The 20,826-nt window shown below is 73.5% G+C and carries 16 protein-coding genes; 9 read left to right on the forward strand and 7 right to left on the reverse strand.

Annotated features, from left to right (window positions below):
- Positions 1-105: 105 nt before the first annotated feature.
- The 3 genes from ITJ55_RS14880 to ITJ55_RS14890 form a co-directional block, all read right to left on the reverse strand.
- Positions 106-768: a hypothetical protein gene (locus ITJ55_RS14880; RefSeq protein ID WP_194596109.1), complete on the reverse strand. Its 663-nt coding sequence runs from the start codon at positions 766-768 to the stop codon at positions 106-108.
- Positions 769-807: 39 nt separating this feature from the next.
- Positions 808-2,535 (reverse strand): alpha-glucosidase, encoded by a 1,728-nt coding sequence (locus ITJ55_RS14885; RefSeq protein WP_194596110.1) that lies wholly within the window; start codon positions 2,533-2,535, stop codon positions 808-810.
- Positions 2,536-2,650: 115 nt separating this feature from the next.
- Positions 2,651-3,451, reverse strand: coding sequence for a FadR/GntR family transcriptional regulator (locus ITJ55_RS14890; protein WP_194596111.1), 801 nt, complete (start codon positions 3,449-3,451; stop codon positions 2,651-2,653).
- A 126-nt stretch (positions 3,452-3,577) separates the two neighbouring features.
- On the opposite strand from ITJ55_RS14890, the gene ITJ55_RS14895 reads away from it, so the two are divergent.
- The 3 genes from ITJ55_RS14895 to ITJ55_RS14905 are packed head-to-tail and all read left to right on the forward strand — an operon-like array spanning position 3,578 to position 7,031.
- Positions 3,578-4,504: a proline iminopeptidase-family hydrolase gene (locus tag ITJ55_RS14895; protein WP_228498729.1), complete on the forward strand. Its 927-nt coding sequence runs from the start codon at positions 3,578-3,580 to the stop codon at positions 4,502-4,504.
- Positions 4,505-4,539: 35 nt separating this feature from the next.
- Positions 4,540-5,994, forward strand: a complete 1,455-nt coding sequence (locus tag ITJ55_RS14900) for an APC family permease (RefSeq protein ID WP_194596113.1) — start codon at positions 4,540-4,542, stop codon at positions 5,992-5,994.
- Positions 5,991-7,031: an acetamidase/formamidase family protein gene (locus ITJ55_RS14905; RefSeq protein WP_370544193.1), complete on the forward strand. Its 1,041-nt coding sequence runs from the start codon at positions 5,991-5,993 to the stop codon at positions 7,029-7,031. Before ITJ55_RS14900 ends, ITJ55_RS14905 begins: the two co-directional genes overlap by 4 nt.
- A gap of 125 nt (positions 7,032-7,156) precedes the next feature.
- On the opposite strand, the gene ITJ55_RS14910 is transcribed toward ITJ55_RS14905, so the two are convergent.
- Positions 7,157-7,849, reverse strand: a complete 693-nt coding sequence (locus tag ITJ55_RS14910) for a hypothetical protein (RefSeq protein ID WP_194596114.1) — start codon at positions 7,847-7,849, stop codon at positions 7,157-7,159.
- Between the two features lie 239 nt (positions 7,850-8,088).
- Between ITJ55_RS14910 and ITJ55_RS14915 the strand changes: the two genes are divergently transcribed.
- Complete coding sequence (locus tag ITJ55_RS14915) at positions 8,089-9,747, forward strand: MmgE/PrpD family protein (protein ID WP_194596115.1); 1,659 nt, start codon at positions 8,089-8,091, stop codon at positions 9,745-9,747.
- The gene (gene prpB, locus ITJ55_RS14920) at positions 9,747-10,646 is read left to right on the forward strand and encodes a methylisocitrate lyase (protein ID WP_194596116.1); all 900 of its coding nucleotides are present in this window, start codon (positions 9,747-9,749) and stop codon (positions 10,644-10,646) included. The genes ITJ55_RS14915 and prpB overlap by 1 nt, the downstream gene beginning before the upstream one ends.
- Before the next feature lie 163 nt (positions 10,647-10,809).
- Here the strand turns inward: prpB and ITJ55_RS14925 are convergent, their stop codons facing one another.
- Positions 10,810-12,021 (reverse strand): M20/M25/M40 family metallo-hydrolase, encoded by a 1,212-nt coding sequence (locus tag ITJ55_RS14925; protein WP_228498731.1) that lies wholly within the window; start codon positions 12,019-12,021, stop codon positions 10,810-10,812.
- A 207-nt stretch (positions 12,022-12,228) separates the two neighbouring features.
- On the opposite strand from ITJ55_RS14925, the gene ITJ55_RS14930 reads away from it, so the two are divergent.
- The 3 genes from ITJ55_RS14930 (at position 12,229) to phoA (ending at position 19,316) form a co-directional block, all read left to right on the forward strand.
- The gene (locus ITJ55_RS14930; protein WP_194596117.1) at positions 12,229-13,563 is read left to right on the forward strand and encodes an exonuclease SbcCD subunit D; all 1,335 of its coding nucleotides are present in this window, start codon (positions 12,229-12,231) and stop codon (positions 13,561-13,563) included.
- A complete protein-coding gene (locus ITJ55_RS14935) occupies positions 13,560-16,562 on the forward strand; it encodes an AAA family ATPase (RefSeq protein ID WP_194596118.1) in 3,003 nt (1,000 codons plus the stop codon). Before ITJ55_RS14930 ends, ITJ55_RS14935 begins: the two co-directional genes overlap by 4 nt.
- 819 nt (positions 16,563-17,381) lie before the next feature.
- Positions 17,382-19,316 (forward strand): alkaline phosphatase, encoded by a 1,935-nt coding sequence (gene phoA / locus ITJ55_RS14940; RefSeq protein WP_370544194.1) that lies wholly within the window; start codon positions 17,382-17,384, stop codon positions 19,314-19,316.
- An 85-nt stretch (positions 19,317-19,401) separates the two neighbouring features.
- Here the strand turns inward: phoA and ITJ55_RS14945 are convergent, their stop codons facing one another.
- Positions 19,402-19,656 carry a DUF6458 family protein gene (locus ITJ55_RS14945; RefSeq protein WP_056261019.1) on the reverse strand — a complete coding sequence of 85 codons (255 nt, stop codon included), beginning with the start codon at positions 19,654-19,656 and terminating at the stop codon, positions 19,402-19,404.
- Positions 19,657-19,813: 157 nt separating this feature from the next.
- Between ITJ55_RS14945 and ITJ55_RS14950 the strand changes: the two genes are divergently transcribed.
- The gene (locus ITJ55_RS14950) at positions 19,814-20,284 is read left to right on the forward strand and encodes a DUF805 domain-containing protein (RefSeq protein WP_194596119.1); all 471 of its coding nucleotides are present in this window, start codon (positions 19,814-19,816) and stop codon (positions 20,282-20,284) included.
- A gap of 27 nt (positions 20,285-20,311) precedes the next feature.
- Here the strand turns inward: ITJ55_RS14950 and ITJ55_RS14955 are convergent, their stop codons facing one another.
- Positions 20,312-20,710: a hypothetical protein gene (locus tag ITJ55_RS14955; RefSeq protein ID WP_194596120.1), complete on the reverse strand. Its 399-nt coding sequence runs from the start codon at positions 20,708-20,710 to the stop codon at positions 20,312-20,314.
- Between the last annotated feature and the right edge of the window lie 116 nt (positions 20,711-20,826).

Genomic DNA, 20,826 nt, shown 5'->3' on the forward strand with positions numbered 1-20,826 from the left:
AACGGTGGTGCGACGTGCTCGCGGACGAGGGCGCTCGAGGGTGAACCGGTCACCAGGCCGCTGTCACCAGGCCGCTGTCACCAGGCCGCGGTCACCAGGCCGCCGTCACCAGGCCGCGGGCAGCGGGTCCCCGGCGGCGGGCGGGTGCTCGACGAGGGCGACGGCGTCGTCGCGGTCGACGTGGCCGGGGAAGTTGTAGCGCGCGAACCGGCCGGTCGGGTCGTGGATCGACGTCGGCATGGCGATGGAGGTGCGGCGCAGGGCCTCCGCCAGCACGGCGGTCGAGGTCGGGTCGAGCGTGGCGTCCTGCCGGTCGCGCAGGATGAACTCGACCCGCGCCTCCTTCGCCGTCACCCGCAGCACGAGGACGCGGCCACCCTTGCCGACGGGCGCCGTGCTCAGGACGGCCCGGTCGATCTGGGCCAGGGGGATCGGCTGCCGGTCGCCGGCGCGCAGCCGCCCGGTGTCGAGGTCGACCCAGGGCTGCGGGGCACGGGCGTTGCGGATGAGGGTGACCACGGCGAAGAGCCCGGCCGTGACCGCGACGGCGATCAGCAGGGCGAGGTCCCAGCGGAAGGTCACCTCGGCGATGCGGAAGACGAAGTTGACGCCCTGGAACGCCAGCAAGAACGTGAACGCCGTCGTCGCCCCGACCCAGGTGGACCACCAGCGGCGCTCGCCGATGCGCACCCAGCCGTGCGGCAGCTCGACGGGTGCCGGGTCGCCAGGTGCCGGGTCGGGCGCGGGCGCGTCGTCGGGATCGCTCACCCGACCGACGCTACCGGTGCCGGCGAGAGGAGGCGCGGGTCAGCTGCGCAGGACGCGGGCCTCCCAGGGGGCGAGCGTCAGCCCGGTCGCGCCGGGCCGGTTGCCGATCACGACCTGCGGCACCGAGCGACGCCGCAGCGCCGGGTGCAGCCCGGGGTCGAGGTCGTACGGCTCGCCCGACCAGTTGGCGAGCACGAGCAGCTGCTCGTCGCCGAGCGTGCGGGTGAAGGCGTACAGCCGCTCGTCGTCCGGCGCCAGCAGCTCGAACGACCCGAGCGCCACGACCGGCGACTCTTTGCGCAGCGCGATCAGGCGTCGGTAGTGCTCGAACACCGAGCGGTCGCCGGCCGCCCGGTCGGCCTCGACGTTCACGGTGTCGTGGTTCGCGACCACTTCGATCCACGGCGTGCCGGTGCTGAATCCCACCGCCGCGCCTCCTGACCACTGCACGGGGGTGCGGGCGTTGTCGCGGCTGCGGAAGCGCAGCGACTCGAGCAGGGCCTCGGGGTCGGCACCGGCCGCGACCGACTCGTCGAACCAGTTGATCGACTCGATGTCGCGGTACTGCCCGATCGAGGCGAAGCCGGCGTTCGTCATGCCGATCTCGTCGCCCTGGTACACGTAGGGCGTGCCGCGGTGCAGGTGCAGCACGGTCGCCAACAGCGTCGCCGACTCGACCCGGTGCCGGCCGTCGTCACCGAAGCGCGACACCGAGCGGGGCTGGTCGTGGTTGCCGAGGTAGAGGCTGTTCCAGCCCTGGTCGGCGAGGCCCTCCTGCCAGCGCGAGAGCGAGCGCTTGAGGGCCACGAGGTCGAACGGCAGGTTGTCGAACTTCGAGGCGGGGCCGTGGTCGAGGCCCACGTGCTCGAACTGGAAGACCATGTCGAGTTCGTGCCGGTCGGCCGCCGTGAAGAGCCTCGCGTCGTCGACGGTCACGCCTGGCATCTCGCCCACCGTGATCAGCTCGCGGTCGGTGCGGTGCGCGAAGACCTCGCGGTGCATCTCGCGCAGGTGGTCGTGGATCTGCCCGCCCATCACGAAGTGCGACGCCCCCGGTGCCAGCGACGAGGGCTCCTTCGCGATGTGGTTGATGACGTCCATGCGGAACCCGTCGACGCCCCGGTCGAGCCAGCGGTTCATCATGTCGAAGACGGCGCGGCGCAGGTCGGGGTTCTCCCAGTTCAGGTCGGGCTGCTTCGACGCGAACATGTGCAGGTAGTACTGGCCGCTGCCCTCGTCGAGGGTCCAGGCCGGGCCGCTGAAGGCGCTGCGCCACGCCGTCGGGTAGGTGCCGGCAGCGGGCGTGCCGGTGGCGTCCGACCCCTCGCCCTCGGGCAGCGGGTCGCGCCAGAGGTACCAGTCGCGCTTCGGGGAGTCGAGCGACGAGCGGGCCTCGACGAACCAGGGGTGCTCGTCGCTCGTGTGGTTGACGACGAGGTCCATCACGAGCTTCATGCCGAGCGCGTGCACCTCGGCCGTCAGTGCGTCGAACTCGTCGAGCGTGCCGAACAGCGGGTCGACGTCGTCGTAGTCGCTGATGTCGTAGCCGTTGTCGGCCTGGGGCGAGCGGTAGATCGGCGACAGCCAGATCACGTCGACCCCGAGGTCGTGCAGGTGCCCGAGCCGCTGACGGATGCCGCCGAGGTCGCCGACGCCGTCGCCGTTCGAGTCCGCGAAGCTGCGCGGGTAGATCTGGTAGACGGTCGCGGTCGTCCACCAGGCAGGCGGGGCGGAGGGGGTGGTGTCGTTCGTCGTCGAGTCGCTCACGCGCCCAGCCTGTCACGATGGCGGGGGCGCACCCTCGCGTTCGGCGGTGGGCGATTTGCCTAGGCAGGTGTTGTGCACCGGTCGAGGGGGTGGGGCGGGGAGGCGCGGGTCGGGGTCAGGGCGCGGCGCGGCCGAGCTCGCGCTCGAGCAGCTCGAGGTCGATCTTGACGTGCTCGCGGGCGATGGCCGCGGCGTCGGAGGCCCGCCCCTCGCAGATCGCGGCGACGAGGGCCTCGTGGTCGGCGAGGGCCCGCAGCTCCATCTCGCGCATGCCCTCCGGCCCGCCCCAGAGGTGTGCCGGCGCCGAGATGCTCACCCGCGCCTCCAGGTCGAACAACACGCCGCGCAGCGTGGCGTTGCCCGCGGCCTCGGCGATCGCGACGTGCAGCGCCTCGTCGGCCTGCTGCGACGCGAGCCCCGACGGTGCGGCGCGGTAGCGCTCGAGCCGGTCGTGCAGTCGGTCGACGTCGTCGCTCGAGCGGTTGTCGGCCGCGGCCTCGGCGACGACGCCGTGCAGCCGGCTGATCGCCTCGCTCGTGTCGCGGAGGTCCGACCAGCGCGCCGAGAGCGTGCGGCGCACGACGTCCGCCCCCGAGCCCGGCGTCGGCGCCTGGACGAACGAGCCGCCGCCGCGCCCGCGCTGCGTCACGATCAGCCCCTGCTCGACCAGCCGGGCCAGTGCGGCGCGGACGGTCATGCGCCCGACCCGCAGCGAGGCGGCGAGGTCGCGCTCCGGCGGCAGGCGCGAGCCGGGCAGGTACTCACCGATCGTGATGGCCGTGACGAGCCGGTCGGTGATGTCGTCGACGCGGGTCGTGGGGGCGAGCGGCGCCCCGAGCGCACCACCGAGGGCGCCGTCGACCGTGACGTCCGGGCGGGGGCCGCCCGCGCCTCCTCGGCTGTCGTCCTGGCCCATCGCGTCCCCGTCCCGCCCCGACCGCCCTCGCGTGCACCGCCCGCGAGGCCTCGTCGTGTTACGAGCAGATTAAGGCATCGAGAAAGGTCTTGTCGCGAGACCTTAGGCGGGTGCATGCTCACCGGCATGTCCACGATCACCACCGGCACCGCCCCGTTCCACGACGCCGAGACCTGGTACCGGGTCACCACGCCCGACGAGCCACGCGACGGCGCCCTGCCGCTCGTCGTGCTGCACGGCGGCCCGGGCATGGCCCACGACTACCTGCGCAACCTCGAGGCCCTCGCCGACGAGACCGGTCGCACCGTCGTGCACTACGACCAGCTCGGCTGCGGCCGCAGCACCCACCTGCCCGACGCCCCGGTCGACTTCTGGCAGGCGAGCCTGTTCGTCGCCGAGTTCGAGGCCCTCGTCGCGCACCTCGGCCTCGAGCGGTACCACCTGCTCGGCCAGTCGTGGGGCGGCATGCTGGGCGCCGAGATCGCCGTGACGGCACCGGACGGGCTGACGAGCCTGGCGATCTGCAACTCGCCCGCCTCCATGCAGCTCTGGGTCGAGGGCGCCGCCGAGCTGCGGGCGCAGCTGCCGGCCGACACCCAGGAGGCGCTGGCCCGCCACGAGGCGGACGGCACGACCACCGACCCCGAGTACCTCGCCGCCACCCAGGTGTTCTACGAGCGCCACGTCTGCCGCGTGGTGCCCATGCCGCAGGACTTCGTCGACAGCGAGCAGCAGATGGAGGCCGAGCCGACCGTCTACCACACGATGAACGGGCCGAACGAGTTCCACGTCATCGGCACGATGCGCGACTGGACGATCGTCGACCGGCTGCCGTCGATCACCGCCCCGACCCTCGTCGTCGCCGGCGAGCACGACGAGGCGACGCCCGCGACGTGGCAGCCGTTCGTCGACGGCATCGCCGACGTCCGCTCGCACGTCTTCGCCGGCGCCAGCCACTGCTCGCACCTCGAGCAGCCCGCGGCGTTCCGCTCCGTCGTCGCCGGGTTCCTGGCGTCGCACGACGACGCCGCCGGCGCGACCCGCGCCTCCTGACCGACCCCACCTCCACCCGAGCGAGAGAGCACACCATGTCCCTGCACACGAAGGCCGCCGGCGGCGGAGAGCTGAGCAACCAGCAGCAACTCGAGCAGTACGGCTACAAGCAAGAGCTGAAGCGGTCGGTGTCGACCGGCGACCTGCTGATCTACGGCCTGATCTTCATGGTGCCGATCGCGCCCTGGGCGATCTTCGGCACCGTCTACAACGCCTCGTCGGGCATGGTGCCGCTCGTCTACCTGGTCGGCCTCGTCGCGATGATCTTCACGGCACTCGCCTACGCGCAGATGGCGAAGTCGATCCCGCTGGCCGGCTCGGTCTTCTCGTACGTCGGCCGTGGCATCCACCCCGTGGCCGGGTTCTTCGCCGGCTGGGCCATCTTGCTCGACTACCTGCTCGTGCCGACGCTGCTCTACGTCTTCGCCGCCGAGTCGATGATCGGGATCTTCCCCGGGACCGCCCGCTGGATGTGGGCGCTGATCTTCGTCGCGATCAACACCGCGGTGAACCTGCTCGGCATCAGCTCGATCAAGCTGATGAACCGGGTGTTCCTCGCGATCGAGGTCGTCTTCATCGTGATCTTCGTCGTCATCGCGGTGACGGCCCTGAACGGCGGCACCATCCCCGGCGCCGAGTTCACCACCGACCCGGTCTGGGACTCCAGCAAGGTCACCGCACCCCTGATCGCGTCGGCGCTGTCGATCGCCGTGCTGAGCTTCTTGGGCTTCGACGGCATCTCGACCCTCGCCGAAGAGAGCACCGGCAAGCGCGGCGGGGCCGGCAAGGCCATGATCATCGCCCTGTTCATCGTCGCGTTCTGCTTCGTGCTGCAGACCTGGCTCGCCAGTGCGCTCGCCGCGGGCCGCGACTCGTTCCCCGAGGGCGAGGCCGGCAACGCCTTCTTCGACCTCGTGCGCGAGGCGTCGAACAGCGGCTGGGCGACGGCGTTCTTCGTCGTCAACGTGCTCGCCGTCGGCATCGCCAACGCCATGGCCGCACAGGCCGCGACCTCGCGCCTGCTGTTCTCGATGAGCCGCGACGGGCAGCTGCCCGCGTTCCTCTCGCGGATCAACACCCGCCAGGTGCCGCAGGCGGCGATCCTGGTCGTGTCGGCGCTGTCGGCCGTGCTCGTGTTGTTCTTCGTCGGCCAGATCGACGTCATCTCGTCGCTGGTCAACTTCGGGGCACTGTTCGGCTTCATGCTGCTGCACGTGTCGGTCGTGGTGCACTACGTCGTCAAGAAGAAGTCGCGCAACTGGCTGCTGCACCTCGTCGTGCCCGTGGTCGGGTTCGTGATCATCGGCTACGTGCTGGTCAACGCGGCACCCGCGGCCAAGATCGGCGGGCTCGTCTGGCTCGTCGTCGGCGCCGGGGTGTTCTTCTACTACCGCAGCCGAGGAGGCGCGGCGCCGACCCTCGGGCAGGGTGCCGACGACGCCGCGGTCGCGTCCACCCCCGCCACCGACTCCGAACGGCACGACGCGTGACCGTCGACGGTTCTGCCGCCGAGGGTGCTGCTGCAGGCGGCGCCGGGACCGACCCGGGGGTCGGGGCCTCCGTCGGGGACCCGGCCCGCGCCTCCTCGGGGCCACGGCACGACGGCATCGACCACCTCCTCGGCAAGGAGCACGGCCGCCCGGGCTTCACCGCCTCGGTCGAGCCGGTGCTGCGCATCGAACCCGGAACGGGCGAGCGCATCGGCTTCGAGACGAGCGACGCGGTCTACGCCGAGCTGCACGAGCACCACGACCTGGCGAAGCTGTCGGTGCCGATCAACCCGGTCACGGGGCCGGTCTACGTCGAGGGCGCGAAGCCGGGCGACGCGCTCGCCGTGACGGTGCACGAGATCCGGCTGATCGAGCACGGCTGGTCGGTCAGCCTGCCCGGGTCGGGTGCGCTGCAGCACGTGATGGGCGACGAGATGTTCACCCGGCGCGTGCCGATCGACTCCGACGGGGTGCACGTCACCGACCGGCACGTGTTCGACGCGCGGCCGATGATCGGCTGCATGGGCACCGCTCCGGCCGAGGGCGAGAACTCGACGATCATGCCGGCGTACCCCCAGGGCGGCAACATGGACGTCACCGAGAACACGGTCGGCTCGACGGTCTACCTGCCGGTGATGGTGGAGGGCGCGTACCTCTCGATCGGCGACGTGCACGCGATCATGGCCGAGGGCGAGTCGTCGTTCGTGGCGATCGAGGCCGAGGGCACCGCCGTCGTCTCGGTCGACCTCGTGCCCGGGCTCGGGCTGCGGGCGCCGCGCATCGAGACCGCCGACGACTGGATCTTCGTCGGGCTCGGCGACCCGGTGCAAGAGAGCGTCCGGCGTGGGTACGAGGACGCCTTCTCGTTCTTGGTCGACGACCACGGCTGGTCGCGCGGCGACGCCTACGCCGTGCTCAGCGCGGTCGGGCACTCGCGGCTCGGCGGGCCGACCGGCTCGGCGGCGCCCGACCCGCTGCACCCGTTCGCCGCTGTCGGCGCCGTCACGCTGCACCGCGTCCCCAAGAGCATCCTCTAGCGCGCGGCGCCGCGCGCTGCGGCCCGCGGCGCCGCTCCGCATCGCACCGCCGACTGGACGTCACACCGCCGCTTTCGGCGGTGCGACGTCCAGGTGACGGTGCGACAGGCGCAGGAGGCGCGGCGTCAGCCCCAGAGGCGCGTCGCGATCGAGCCGATCAGGTCGTCCGTCGGCACGTTCGTCTGGTCGACGGTGACGACCACGTCGTCGCGCACCCAGTAGGTCTGCGTGCGGTCGACCGGGTACTGCGCGTCGGGCGTCACGAGCTGGCAGCTGCGGCCGTCGTGGACGGCGGTGCAGGTGTAGCCCTGCGACGCGAAGCCGTCGAGGGCCGCGGCGCCGGCCGCGGGTTCGAGGTGCCCCATCGCGACCGAGATGCCCGAGACGTCGGAGCGCGGGTCGCGCCAGAGGCAGGACAGTTCGGTCGCCGCCGCGACGACGTCGCGCGCACCGGCCCCGGCGGGCGGGGTGGTCGGCGTGACCACGCCCGAGCTGGTGCCCGAGCCCCCGAACTCGACCGGGTTCAGGGGGATGTCGCCGAAGGTGGAGGCGTAGGTGGCCTGGTCGACGATCTCGGTGCAGTCGGTCGGCAGGGCGACGGGCGCGGACCCGCCGGGGTCGGACGCGGTCGGCTCGGGCGTCGACGTGCCCGACGGGGCGGTCGACGGATCGGCCGTGCTCGTCGACGTCGGACCGGTCGACGCCGAGCCGGACGCCGACGGGCCGGGGGTCGCGCCGCCGGGGCCGGGCGTGCAGCCCGTCGCGAGGGCCAGGACGAGGCCGATGGTCGCCCCCGTGGTGATCGCCGTGTGCTTCATGGTCGTGCCCTCCTGATCGTCGACGACCGGTGATCGTCGACTCCGACGGTACCGATCGGTCTGCCCCGCGGACTCGTCCGTCAGGATGACGTGGCCCCGCGCGGGTCACGATCGCGTCACGGAGGCGGCTCGGCCCCGGTCCGGCACGGGATGCGAGACTGGTCGGCAACGACACGGCCGTCACCGACGACGGCGCACGGCGGGCCCGACGAGGCCCGCCCCACCAGAGAGGGTGGCCGATGAGCACGCAGCACCAGCAGGCGTCCGAGCACGAGCACGAGGCCGGGGCGACGACCGACGCGGGTGGCGGGGTCGACGCGACCCGCGCCTCCTCGTCCGGGGTGACGGGTGGGCCGACCGCCCCGCCGGCCGACCTCGTGGTGCACACCGTGCGCGTGCACCGCAGCGACGAGCCGCTGGCCCGCGAGGACGAGCTCGCCTGGCGCCTGGCCGCGCTCGCGACCGACGACGCCCCGATCGACGACGACGTCACCGAGATGGTGATCAACCGCCTGATCGACAACGCCGCGGTCTCGGCCGCGTCGCTGCTGCGCGCCCCGGTCGCGGTCGCCCGCGACCAGGCGCTGGCCCACCCGCCGACCACGGGAGGCGCGGGCTCGCAGGTCACGGGCGTCGCGCCCGAGCACCCCGTCTCGCCCGAGTGGGCCGCCTGGGCGAACGGGGTCGCCGTGCGCGAGCTCGACTTCCACGACACGTTCCTCGCGGCGGAGTACTCGCACCCGGGCGACAACGTCCCGGCCCTCGTCGCCGTGGCACAGCACCGCGGGCTCGACGGCGCGGCCCTGCTGCGCGGCATCGTGACCGGGTACGAGGTGCAGGTCGACCTCGTCCGCGCCATCAGCCTGCACGCCCACAAGATCGACCACGTCGCCCACCTCGGGCCGTCGGTCGCCGCCGGGCTCGGCACCATGCTGGGGCTGTCGACCGAGGTGGTCCACCAGGCGATCGGCCAGGCGCTGCACACGACGACCGCCACGCGGCAGTCCCGCAAGGGCGCGATCTCGTCGTGGAAGGCCTACGCCCCGGCGTACGCCGGCAAGGCCGCGGTCGAGGCCGTCGACCGGGCGATGCGCGGGCAGGGCAGCCCCGCCCCGATCTACGAGGGCGAGGACGGCGTGATCGCCTGGCTGCTCGACGGGCCCACCGGGTCGTACGACGTGCCGCTGCCGGCACCGGGGGCGTCGAAGCGCGGCATCCTCGACACCTACACGAAAGAGCACTCGGCCGAGTACCAGGCCCAGGCGTGGATCGACCTGGCCCGCCGATTCGGCCGCTCGCACCCGGCGCTGCGCGACGCGTCGCAGGTGCGGAGCATCGTGCTGCACACCAGCCACCACACCCACGTCGTCATCGGCTCGGGCGCCGGCGACCCGCAGAAGTACGACCCCACGGCCAGCCGCGAGACGCTCGACCACTCGATCCCGTACATCGTGGCCGTCGCCCTGCAGGACGGCGAGTGGCACCACGAACGCAGCTACGCCCCGGCCCGCGCGCAGCGGCCCGACACGGTCGAGCTGTGGCAGCGCATCACCACGGCCGAAGACCCCGCGTGGACGGCCCGGTACCACTCGACCGACCCGGCCGAGAAGGCCTTCGGCGGACGCATCGAGGTCGAGTTCGTCGACGGCACGACCCTCGTCGACGAGATCGCCGTCGCCGACGCGCACCCCCTCGGGGCCCGCCCCTTCGGGCGGGACGACTACGTGCGCAAGTTCCGCACGCTGGCCGAGGGCGTGCTGCCCGACGCCGAGGTCGAGCGGTTCGTCGACCTGGCCACTCGCCTCCCCTCGCTGACGGCCGACGAGGTGCGTCGGCTCGGCATCGTCGCGCCCGACGCCCTCGCGGGTGCGGCCGCCCAGCCGGGCGGGCTGTTCTGATGCTGTACTCGACGGTGACCGCGGCCGACAAGCGCGCGGCGTTCCGGGCCGGGCTCGCCGACGAGCGCACGCTGACGTTCCCCGGGGCGTTCACCCCGCTGACCGCCCGCCTGATCGAGCAGAAGGGCTTCGACGGCGTCTACGTGTCGGGCGCCGTCATGGCCAACGAGCTCGGGCTGCCCGACATCGGCCTCACCACCCTGACCGAGGTGGCCACCCGCGCCGGGCAGATCGCCTCGATGACCGACCTGCCCGTGCTCGTCGACGCCGACACCGGGTTCGGCGAGCCGATGAACGTCGCCCGCACCGTGCAGGCCCTCGAGGCCGCCGGCGTGGCGGGGCTGCACGTCGAGGACCAGGTCAACCCCAAGCGCTGCGGCCACCTCGACGGCAAGCAGGTCGTCGACGCGGCCACGGCCACCGGTCGCATCCGGGCCGCCGTCGACGCCCGACGCGACCCGTCGCTCGTGATCATGGCGCGCACCGACGTCCGGGCGATCGACGGGCTCCAGGCGGCGGTCGACCGGGCGCAGGCCCTCGTCGACGCGGGCGCCGACGCCATCTTCGCCGAGGCGATGGCCGACCTCGACGAGTTCGAGGCGATCTGCTCGGCGCTCGACGTGCCGGTGCTGGCCAACATGACGGAGTTCGGCAAGAGCGCCCTGTTCACCCGGCAGCAGCTGCACGACGTCGGGGTGAGCATGGTCATCCACCCCGTGTCGCTGATGCGCGCCGCGATGGGCGCGGCCGCCCGGGCCCTCGACGCCCTGGCCGCCGACGGCACGCTCGAGTCGCAGTTGCCGACCATGCAGACCCGGGCCGAGCTCTACGAGCTGATCGACTACCCCGGCTACGCGCGCTTCGACGCCGGCGTCTACGACTTCACGCTCGAGGGCTGACCGGGCGCCCGACGGCCTGCCTGCCCGCCCGGCTGCCCGGCTGCCCGGCTGCCCGCTCGACACCCCAGGAAGTAGCCGAGACCCTCGCTCGCGAGCAGGGGTCTCGGCGACTTCCGGGGGTCTGGGCGACGGAGGAGCGGTGCAGGAGGCGCGGGCGGGGCGGTCAGGCGAGGTCGGCGAGCAGGGCGGTGACGAACTCGGTCCGCTCGACCATGCCGCGCACGCTGATCCACTCGTGGCGGGCGTGGGCGCCGCCGCCGACGCCGCCGACCCCGTCGAGCACGGCCAGGCCGAGCGCCGCCGCGAAGTTGCCGTCGCTGGCACCGCCGACCGACACCTCGCGCAGCTCGAAGCCGAGCGACGACGCGACCCCGGCGGCTCGTTCGTACAGGGCGCCGGTCGCGGCCGAGCGTTCCATCGGCGGGCGGTTCCAGCCGCCGGTGACCGTGACGGACGCTTCGGGGTCGTGCGCGGTCAGCCCCGCGAACACCCGCTCGATGCGTTCGGCCTCGGCGGTCGAGGTGACGCGGACGTCGACCATGGCCCTGGCGTAACCGGCCTTCACGTTGGTGCGGGTGCCGCCCTGCAGGACTCCCACGTTGAGCGAGGTGCCCGCGTCGAAGTCGGCGGCCGCGTGCAGCGTCATGACGACCCGGGCGATCTCGTCGACGGCACTCGCACCCGAGCGCGGGTGCAGCCCGGCGTGGACCTCGACCCCGAAGGCCTCGACCTCGAAGATGCCGACGCCCTTGCGGGCGGTCTTGACGGCGCCGTCGGCGGCGGACTCGAAGACGAACACCGCGCCTCCTCGTCCGCACTCGCGCTCGATCGCGTCGCGCGAGGCGATGCTGCCGACCTCTTCGTCGCCGTTGAGCAGCAGCCGGACGTTCGGGCGGGGCAGCCCCAACCGGTCGCCGACGGCGAGGGCGTTGCCGAGCTGGATCAGCCCGGACTTCATGTCGAAGACCCCGGGGCCGGTCATGCGGTCGCCCTCGACGGTCACGGGCCAGGTGGCCGTCGTGCCCTCGGACCACACCGTGTCGTAGTGGCAGAGCGCCGACACCCACTCGGTCGACCCCGACGGCGACGGGTAGTCGAGCGTGACGGTGTCGCCGTAGCCCTCGACGACGTGCACGCGTCGGTCGGCGGGAGGGCCGACGGTCTCGCCGAGCCAGCCCTCGATCCAGCGGAGCCCCGCCTCGAGCAGGTCGACGTCGTCGGACGGCGTCTCGAGGCTCGCGTACGTCGTCAGGTCGGCCACCATCGCGTCGAGGCGCGCCTCGACCTCGCGGCGCAGGGCGGTGACCTGGTCGGGCTGCAGGGCGTCGGGGCTCACGGTCTCGCTCTCGTCGGGCCCGCCGTGGTTCGCGGGCATCTGACCATCTCACTCCCACGGGCGTGGCGGCGACCGGCCGGGAGGCGCGGCGCGGGACCCGAGGAGGCGCGGCGCCGGACCCGAGGAGGCGCGGCCGGCTCTGTCGGAGGCCCCCGATACAGTCGGGGCACCGACTCCGGCACCCGCTGCCGCACCGACCGCGACACCGACCGCGACACCGACCACGACACCGACGAGAGGGGCGCCGTGCGCATCCTGCACACCAGCGACTGGCATCTGGGTCGCACGCTGCACGGGGTCGACCTGCACGAGCACCAGCAGGCGTTCGTCGACCACCTGGTCGGGCTCGTCGTCGAGCGGTCGGTCGACGTCGTCGTCGTGGCCGGTGACGTGTACGACCGGGCGGTGCCCGCGGTGCCCAGCGTGCGCCTCCTCGGCCGAGCGCTGGCGGGGCTGACCGAGCACGCGACGGTGGTCGTCACGCCGGGCAACCACGACTCGGCGGTGCGGTTGGGGTTCGCGGCCGAGCTGATGCGGCCGGGGCTGCACCTGCGGGCGTCGGTCGACCTGCTCGACGACCCGGTCGTCGTCGACGACCCCGACGGCCCGGTGGCCTTCTACGGGTTGCCCTACCTCGACCCCGACAGCGTGCGGCGGACGCTCGCCCCGGCGGGGGCCGACGAACCCCTGCCCCGCTCGCACGCTGCCGTCGTCGGCGCGGCGATGCAGCGGGTGCGCGACGACCTCGCCGGTCGGCCGGGCACGCGGTCGGTCGTGCTGGCGCACGCGTTCGTGGTGGCCGCGAGGTCCGTCGGTGCCGAGGCCGAGGCCGACGGCGACGCCGACGCCGACGGCGACGCCGACGCCGACCGCGACGCCGGTGCCGGTGTCGATGCCGACCGCGACGCCGGTGCCGGTGCCGAAGTCGACGCCGACGTCGATGCGGCTCCTTCTGGCGGCCTCGACGTGCCGAGCGCACCCGAGCGCAGCGAGAGCGAGCGCGACATCCGGGTCGGCGGCGTCGACTCGGTGCCCTCGACGGCGTTCGAGGGCGTCGACTACGTCGCCCTCGGCCACCTGCACGGGGCCCAGAGGGTCGGGGCGTCGGGCCGCCTGCGGTACTCGGGATCGCCGCTGGCCTTCTCGTTCGGAGAACGCCACCAGGTCAAGTCGTCGACGATCGTCGACCTGGCCGCCGACGGGTCCGTCTCGGTCGAGCTCGTCCCCGCGCCCGTGCCGAGGCGCCTGGCCGAGGTGACCGACACCCTCGACGTCCTGCTCGACGGGCGTCACGACGACCTGCGCGACGCCTGGCTGCGGGTCTTCGTGACCGACCCCGTGCACCCCGAGCGGCTCTACGCGCGCGTCGCCGAGCACTTCCCGCACGCGCTGGCCATCCACCACACGCCCGTCGGCGCGGTCGACGCGCCGACGCTCGCCGCCGTCACGGCCGAGTCCGACCCGATCGAGGTCGCGGCCGACTTCGTCGCCTTCGCCTCGGGCGGGGCGCCCAGCGAGGCCGAGCTGGCCGTGGTCCGCAGCGCCTACGAGGCCGCCAGGGCGAGCGAGACGAGCGAATGAACCTGCACCGGCTGACGCTGCGGGCGATCGGGCCCTACGCCGGCGAGTACAGCATCGACTTCGCCGCCTTGGGCGCCTCGGGCACCTTCTTGCTCGAGGGGCCGACGGGCTCGGGCAAGTCGACGATCATCGACGCCGTCGTCTTCGCCCTCTACGGCGGCCTCGCCGGTTCGGCGTCGACGCCCGACCGGCTGCGCAGCCACCACGCCGCGCCCGACGTCGAGCCCTTCGTCGAGCTCGTGTTCGAGAACGGTGCGGGCGTCCACCGCATCCGCCGCACCCCCGCGTACCGGCGGCCCAAGGCTCGGGGCACCGGCACGACGCCGGCCAACGCGACCGCCAAGCTCTGGCGTCTCTCGTCTCCCGACGCCGTCGACGGTGAGATCGTCTCGATCAGCACCCAAGAGGCCGGAGCCGAGATCTCGCGCATCCTGGGGCTCACGCGTCAGCAGTTCGTCCAGACGGTCGTCCTGCCCCAGGGCGAGTTCGCGGCCTTCCTCCGCTCGACGGGCGAGAAGCGCAAAGAGGTCCTGCAGTCGCTGTTCGGCACCGAGATCTACGAGCGCACGACGGTAGAGCTCGTCGAGCAGCGCAAGGCCGCCCACGCGTCCGTCGCGGCCGCCGACCGCGAGATCGAGCTGGCCCGGGCCAGGCTGCTCGAGGCGAGCGGGCTCGACGCCGACGTCCTCGACGAGGCCCTGACCGCCGACCGTGCGGCCGCCGTGCTCGAGGGCCTCGAGGTCGAGGCCACCGCCGCACTGACCGACCGAGTCCGCGTGGTCGAGGCCCGCGACGCCGCGCGTCGCTCGCTCGACCGGGTGCGGGCGCTCCGGGCAGCTCTCGACCGGCGGGCCGACCTGGTCGCCCGGCAGGCCCGACTCGACGAGGACGACGCCGAGATCGACACGGTAGGGCTGCGCGTCGCCGCGGCGACCCGAGCCGCCACCGTGACCGACGCCCTCGCCGCGGTCGCGCGGGCGACCGACGCCGAGCGCGACACGGCGTCACGGCTGGCCGAGGCCACCCGGGGCGTCCCTGACGGTGACGAGACCGGGTCCGCCGCAGGCGACGGGGCCCCGGCCCGCGCCGACCTCGTCGCACGTCGCGACGCCCGGCTCTCCGAACTCGCCCTGCTGGCCGAGGCGGCCCGGACCGAACGAGCCCTGCCCGGTCGTCGCGCTGCCCTCGAGGCGGCCGAGCAGTCACTCGTCGACGCCGACGGGCGGCGCCGCGAGCTCGACGACCGCCTCGTCGCAGCCCCCGCCGACCGGGCCTCGCTCCTCGTCGAACGGGAGGCCCTGGCCGACAGGTCGGCCGACCTCGCGGCCGCCGAGCAGGCGACGGCGGAGGCGCGGGTCCGCCTGCGCGACCTCGACGACCTCGACGACCTCGGTCGGGCCACCGACGCGGCGTCCGCACGACTGGCCGACGACTCGGCGGCGGCCCTGCAGGCCCTGGACGACGAGGCCGGCCTCCGCCGTCGGCAGATCGAAGGCATGGCGGGCCACCTGGCCGCGGGCCTGGTCGTCGGCGACCCGTGCCCCGTGTGCGGCTCGCGAGAGCACCCGGCCCCTGCGTCTCCCGGTGCCGAGCACCCCACCGACGACCAGGTCGAGGCCGCGTCGCTGATCTCCCGCGCGGCCGAGGCGCGTCAGCGCGAGTCCGCCGCCCGGCACGCCACCGCCGAGGGGCGGGCCGCCGAGGCCCGCCGCGCCCTGGGCGACCTGACCCGCGACGACGTCGAGTCCGAGCTGGCCGCGCTGGCCCTGCGCGTGTCCGAGGCCACGCGGGCCCGGGTCGCCCTCGCGGCGGCCGACGCGGCCCTCGTGGCACACGACCGCGAGGTCGACCGGCTGCGCACCGAGCTCGACGACCTCCGCGAACGGGCCGCCACCGGCCGGGAGCGCGTCGCCGCCGACCGACGCGCCCTGCTCGACGACGAGGCCGAGATCGCGCGACTGCTCGACGGTCGGGCCCCGACGGTCGTCGAACTCACCGCCTCGGTGCGTGACGGCGTCGAACGCGACACGCGCCTCCTGACCCTCCTCGACGCTGCCGACGTGGCGTCCGACGCGGCGTCCGTCCGTCGCGCCGAGCTCGTCGCCGCCCTCGAGCGCAGCGGGTTCGACGACGTCGACCAGGTCGCCGACGCCGCCCTCGAGGCAGGCGACCTGGCCGCCCTCGAGACGCGCGTGTCGGCCCACGAGCGCGAACGGGCCATCGTCGCGGCCGGCCTGGCCGAGCCCGAGGTCGCCGTGCTGACCGGTGACGAGACGGCGGACGTCGAGTCGGCCGTCGAGGCCCTCGCCCTCGTCGAGGCCGAGCTCGACGTGGTCACCGACCGGGCCACCCGGGCTGGCGACCGGGCCGACCGGTCGCGGCAGGCGCTGGCCGCGCTCGAGGCCGTGACGGCCGCCGCCGACAACGCCGTCGAGCACGCCAGGGCGGTGGTGCGCATGGCGAACCTGGCCAGCGCCTCCACCGGCGAGAACGTGAAGGGCGTGACGCTCGGCACCTACGTGCTGCTCCGCCGGTTCGACGAGGTCGTGGCCGCGGCGAACGTCCGGCTCTCGGTGATGTCGAGCGGACGGTACGAACTCGCCTCGTCCGACGAACGCGAGGTCGGGTCGCGCTCGCGCAAGACCGGGCTCTCGCTCGTGATCCGCGACGCGACGACCGACACCACCCGCGACCCGGGCAGCTTCTCGGGCGGCGAGACCTTCTACGCCTCGCTCAGCCTCGCCCTCGGGCTCGCCGACGTCGTGCAGGCCGAGGCCGGCGGGCTCGAGCTCGGCACCCTGTTCGTCGACGAGGGCTTCGGCTCGCTCGACCCCGACACGCTCGACGCCGTCATGGGCGAGCTCGGCCGCCTGAGCGCCTCGGGCCGGGTGATCGGCATCGTCAGCCACGTCGACGAGCTGAAGCAACGCATCGCCGATCGCGTCGAGGTGCGCCGCCGCCCCGACGGCTCGTCGGTGCTGCGGTCGACGGTCGGCTGAGCGGACGGGCGCGACGACGCGCGGACCACGGTCGCGACGACCCGCGGCCGCGACGCTCCGGGGCCTAGACGACCCACGGACCCCCGCCTCCGGCACTCGACGATCTGCCTAGGCAAAGGGTTTGCGCCGGTTGAGGGGGTGGCCGGACGTCGTCGTCGTGTCGACCCGCGCCTCCGGCGCTCGACGATTTGCCTAGGCAGGGGTTCTGCGCCGGTCGAGGGGGTGGGGGCGACGTGGGCGTCGTCACCCGTGCCTCTGGCGTTCAACGGTTTGCCTGGGCAGGGGGTTGGCGCCGGGCGAGGGGGTTTGCGCCGGTCGAGGGGGTGGTTGGCCGTCGTCGTCGTGTCGACCCGCGCCTCCGGCACTCGACGATTTGCCGAGGCAGGGGGTTTGCGCCGATCGCGGGGGTGGGAGCGACGTGGACGTCGTCACCCGCGCCTCCGGCGTTCGACGATTTGCCTAGGCAGGGGTTCTGCGCCGGTTGGAGGGGTGGCGGGTCGACGCGTGCGTCGTCACCCGCCCTTCCGGCGCTCGACGATTTGCCTAGGCAGGGGTTCTGCGCCGGTCGAGGGGGTGGCCGGCCGTCGTCGTCGTGTCGACCCGCGCCTTCGGCGCTCGACGATTTGCCTAGGCAGGGAGTTGGCGCTGGTCGAGGGGGTGGGGCGAGCCGATGTCGCGGCGGCCCCCGTCCGAGGGTGTTCACCGGATCATGCGCTCGCGTTCACGCGGCGGCCACCCGGTCGGGGTCTGCTGATCAGCGCCGGGCGACGACCCAGTCCCCGGCGACCGGATCACGATCACGATCACAGGAGCAGAACCGTGTCGAAGAACACCCCGAACCGCCGGTGTGCGGCCCTGACGACGGGGGCCCTCGCCACGGCCGCCGTCGCCGCCCTCGCCCTCAGTCCCGTCGCCGCGTTCGCGGCCACCCCCGCGAACGTCGCCCAGAACGGCGGAGCAGCGCGCAGCATCGACGACAGCACGCAGCTGCTGCTCGACTCGGTCGAGGCGGGGCCCGCGAAGAACGTCATCCTGCTGATCGGCGACGGCATGGGCGACAGCGAGATCACCTCGGCCCGCAACTACGCGTACGGCGCGGGCGGGGCGCTGCCCGGCATCGACGCCCTGCCCCTGACCGGCCAGTACACGACCTACTCGCTCTACAAGGACGGCGCGAACAAGGGCAAGCCCGACTACGTGCCCGACTCGGCGGCGACCGGCTCGGCCTGGGCCACCGGCACGAAGACCTACGACAACGCCATCTCGGTCGACGTCGACGGCGTGCCGCAGGACACCCTGATCGAGATCGCCAAGGCCAACGGCAAGAAGACCGGCAACGTCTCGACCGCCGAGCTGCAGGACGCGACCCCGGCCGTCCAGGCCGCCCACGTCGCCGCGCGCAGCTGCTACGGCCCCGACAGCGTCACCCAGTGCGGCGCGGACGCGCTCGACCAGGGTGGTCTCGGTTCGATCAGCGAGCAGATCATCGGCACGCGCGCCGACCTCACCCTCGGCGGCGGTGCGACCTCGTTCGGCCAGACGGCTCGCGCCGGCCAGTGGCAGGGCGACACCCTGTTCGCCCAGGCGCAGGACCGCGGCTACCAGGTCGTGCGTGACGCCGCAGGCCTGGACGCCCTGACGGCGGCCGACCAGGCGCAGCCCGTGCTCGGCACGTTCACCGACGGCAACTTCCCGACGCGCTACGCCGCGACGACGGCGACGGTCGGCGGTGCCGACCTGGCCCCGCAGACCTGCCAGCCGAACCCGGACCGCCTGTCGACCGGCCTCTCGCTGCAGTCGCTGACCGAGAAGTCGATCGACCTGCTCGACACCGGCGACGACGGGTTCTTCCTGCAGGTCGAGGGCGCCTCGATCGACAAGCGCGACCACAGCGCCGACGCCTGCGGCCAGATCGGTGAGGTGCTCGACCTCGACGAGGCCGTGCAGTCCGCCCTCGCCTTCGCCGAGGCCGACGGCGACACGATGGTGATCGTCACGGCCGACCACGCCCACACGAGCCAGATCGTCGACTCGACGCCGCCCGCGACCCTCAGCACGGCGCTGACCACGGTCGACGGCACGACGATGAAGATCGCTTACGGCACGGCCGCGGCCGGTGGCTCGCAGCAGCACACCGGCACGCAGTTGCGCGTCGCGGGCTACGGCCCCGGTGCCGCGAACGTCGTCGGCCTGATCGACCAGACCGACAACTTCTTCACCATCGTGAACGCGCTGCAGCTCGACCGCGACCTCGACGGCCTGAGCGCCGACGCGACGATCTCGGCTCCCACCGAGGTCGCCCCCGGCAGCGAGTTCACGATCTCCACGGCCGGTCTCGCGGGCGACCGCCAGGTCACGGGCACGCTCGACGTCGACGGCACCACGACCGACCTCGGCATCGCCGACGTCGTCGACGGCGTCGCGACCTACACGGTCACCGCTCCCACCGAGCCCGGCAGCTACACGATCACGCTGACCGGCACGCAGAGCGGCACGACCCTGAGCGCGACGGTCGCCGTCGTCGAGGGCGCCGTCACCCCGGCACCGACGACGCCGCCGGCTGCGGCCCCGGCAGACGGTGCGAGCGCAGGAGGCGCGGGTACGGCCGGCAGCGGACGTGGCCCCCTCGCGTTCACCGGCTCCGACGCCCTGCCCGCCCTGCTGCTCGCGCTGATGCTCGCCGGCACCGGTGCGGCCCTCGTGCTGCGTCGCCGCCACCGGGCGACGTCCGCGCAGGACGGCGTGCAGCTCTAGCCGCCGACGGTCCCGACACACGGGAGGCGCGGTGCCAGCCGGCACCGCGCCTCCTGCGTTCTCGGGTCGCGTCCGACCCCGCCGATCAGATCAGCGGGTCGCGATCGGTCGAGCGACGCTCGACGCGCTCGCCGGTCGCCGGGTCGACCGCGCTGCGGGTGGTCGACACCGTCGAGCGACGACGCGACGCGAAGGCGATGCCGATGATGGTCACGACCACGCCCGCCCCGATGAGGATGTAGCCGATCAGCTGGATGTCGATGCCCGCGACCTGGAAGTCGAGAGCGAACGCGAGGATCGCGCCGATCACGATCAAGGCGATTCCGCCGCCGATGCTCATGGGGTCTCCTTCGTCTCGCGCCGCCCGGGGTGGGCGACGACTCCGACGCGAGGGTCGGCGGGCCCCACAGTACCGACGGGCCGCGTCGGGCGGCCACGACGGGCCGGACGCGCTGAGAGGATGGTGCTGCCCGTCACCCCACACCGCAGGAGACCCCATGACCGGAGCCGTCGGCCCCGTGCCGCTCGACCAGCCGTACCACCGCGCCTCGCCGAAGGTCGCGGTCGTGCGGTTCTGGCGGAAGTACGCCACCTTCCGCGGGCGGGCGAGCCGCAGCGAGTACTGGTGGTGGTTCGTCATCGCGTTCGCGTTCCAGGGGGCGTTGCAGGCGTGGGCGACCGGGACCGGTGGCACGTCGATCTGGGCCGGCGGCGACAGCACCGACCTGGGGTACGTCGATCACCAAGGCGTCGTGCTGATCCTCTGGGCAGCCGTGAGCTTCCTGCCGACCGTCGCGCTGCAGTCGCGGCGCCTGCACGACGGGGGCTTCACCGCCTGGTACGTGCTCTTCTACCTGCTGCCGGTGCTCGGCTGGCTGACCCTCCTGGTCATGTCGCTGCTGCCGTCGCGTGCGTCGGGCGAACGCTTCGACACGGGCGGCGAGCGGCAGTACCCGGGGCCCGCCTGAGCGGTCGCGACGCGGACCGCCTCAGCATCACTCGTCGAAGGACAGCACCAGCCGTTCGCCCGAGTCGGACTCGGCGTACCCGAGACGCCCCGGCAGGCACGAGATGACGGCGCCGTCCCCGCGGCCGACGACGGCGGCGACCGCGTCGTCGAGGGCGCCGGCGTACTCGGCCCCCGCCTCGAACACGACGCAGCGCTCGCCTGCCCCGAGGTCGCGCAGTCGGGTCAACACGGCGGCGGGGGACGCGTCGGCGTGGCTGAGCCGGGTGGTCCGGTCCGAGCGGAACGGCATGAGGGCGAGACCGGCGCGGAACTTCGCCCGTTTCTCGTCGCTCGAGCGCAGGCTGTTCAGGCGACCGACCTTGCTCGGCAGCGCGAAGGCCGTCACGAGCCGGCGGGCGTGGTCGTCGATCTCTGCTTCGTCCATGCCTGAGGGTAAGCCCGCGCGTGGTTCGTGAGGGGGTTCCGGGGGCGCGCGACCGCCCGCTACTCTGTTCGGACTCCGGTGGGCCCGACCGCCGTGGTGGTCCCGTAGAGCGACGT

The organism is Frigoribacterium sp. VKM Ac-1396 (assembly GCF_015350895.1).
Taxonomy (GTDB): domain Bacteria; phylum Actinomycetota; class Actinomycetes; order Actinomycetales; family Microbacteriaceae; genus Frigoribacterium.

What these genes read in the sequence shown, in the direction of transcription:
- ITJ55_RS14890 (WP_194596111.1), bottom strand. Translation starts at nt 3,451, where the DNA reads ATGGGCCAGGACGACAGCCGAGGAGGCGCGGGCGGCCCCCGCCCGGAC.
- ITJ55_RS14895 (WP_228498729.1), top strand. Translation starts at nt 3,578, where the DNA reads ATGTCCACGATCACCACCGGCACCGCCCCGTTCCACGACGCCGAGACC.
- ITJ55_RS14900 (WP_194596113.1), top strand. Translation starts at nt 4,540, where the DNA reads ATGTCCCTGCACACGAAGGCCGCCGGCGGCGGAGAGCTGAGCAACCAG.
- ITJ55_RS14910 (WP_194596114.1), bottom strand. Translation starts at nt 7,849, where the DNA reads ATGAAGCACACGGCGATCACCACGGGGGCGACCATCGGCCTCGTCCTG.
- ITJ55_RS14915 (WP_194596115.1), top strand. Translation starts at nt 8,089, where the DNA reads ATGAGCACGCAGCACCAGCAGGCGTCCGAGCACGAGCACGAGGCCGGG.
- prpB (WP_194596116.1), top strand. Translation starts at nt 9,747, where the DNA reads ATGCTGTACTCGACGGTGACCGCGGCCGACAAGCGCGCGGCGTTCCGG.
- ITJ55_RS14925 (WP_228498731.1), bottom strand. Translation starts at nt 12,021, where the DNA reads ATGCCCGCGAACCACGGCGGGCCCGACGAGAGCGAGACCGTGAGCCCC.
- ITJ55_RS14935 (WP_194596118.1), top strand. Translation starts at nt 13,560, where the DNA reads ATGAACCTGCACCGGCTGACGCTGCGGGCGATCGGGCCCTACGCCGGC.
- ITJ55_RS14945 (WP_056261019.1), bottom strand. Translation starts at nt 19,656, where the DNA reads ATGAGCATCGGCGGCGGAATCGCCTTGATCGTGATCGGCGCGATCCTC.
- ITJ55_RS14950 (WP_194596119.1), top strand. Translation starts at nt 19,814, where the DNA reads ATGACCGGAGCCGTCGGCCCCGTGCCGCTCGACCAGCCGTACCACCGC.
- ITJ55_RS14955 (WP_194596120.1), bottom strand. Translation starts at nt 20,710, where the DNA reads ATGGACGAAGCAGAGATCGACGACCACGCCCGCCGGCTCGTGACGGCC.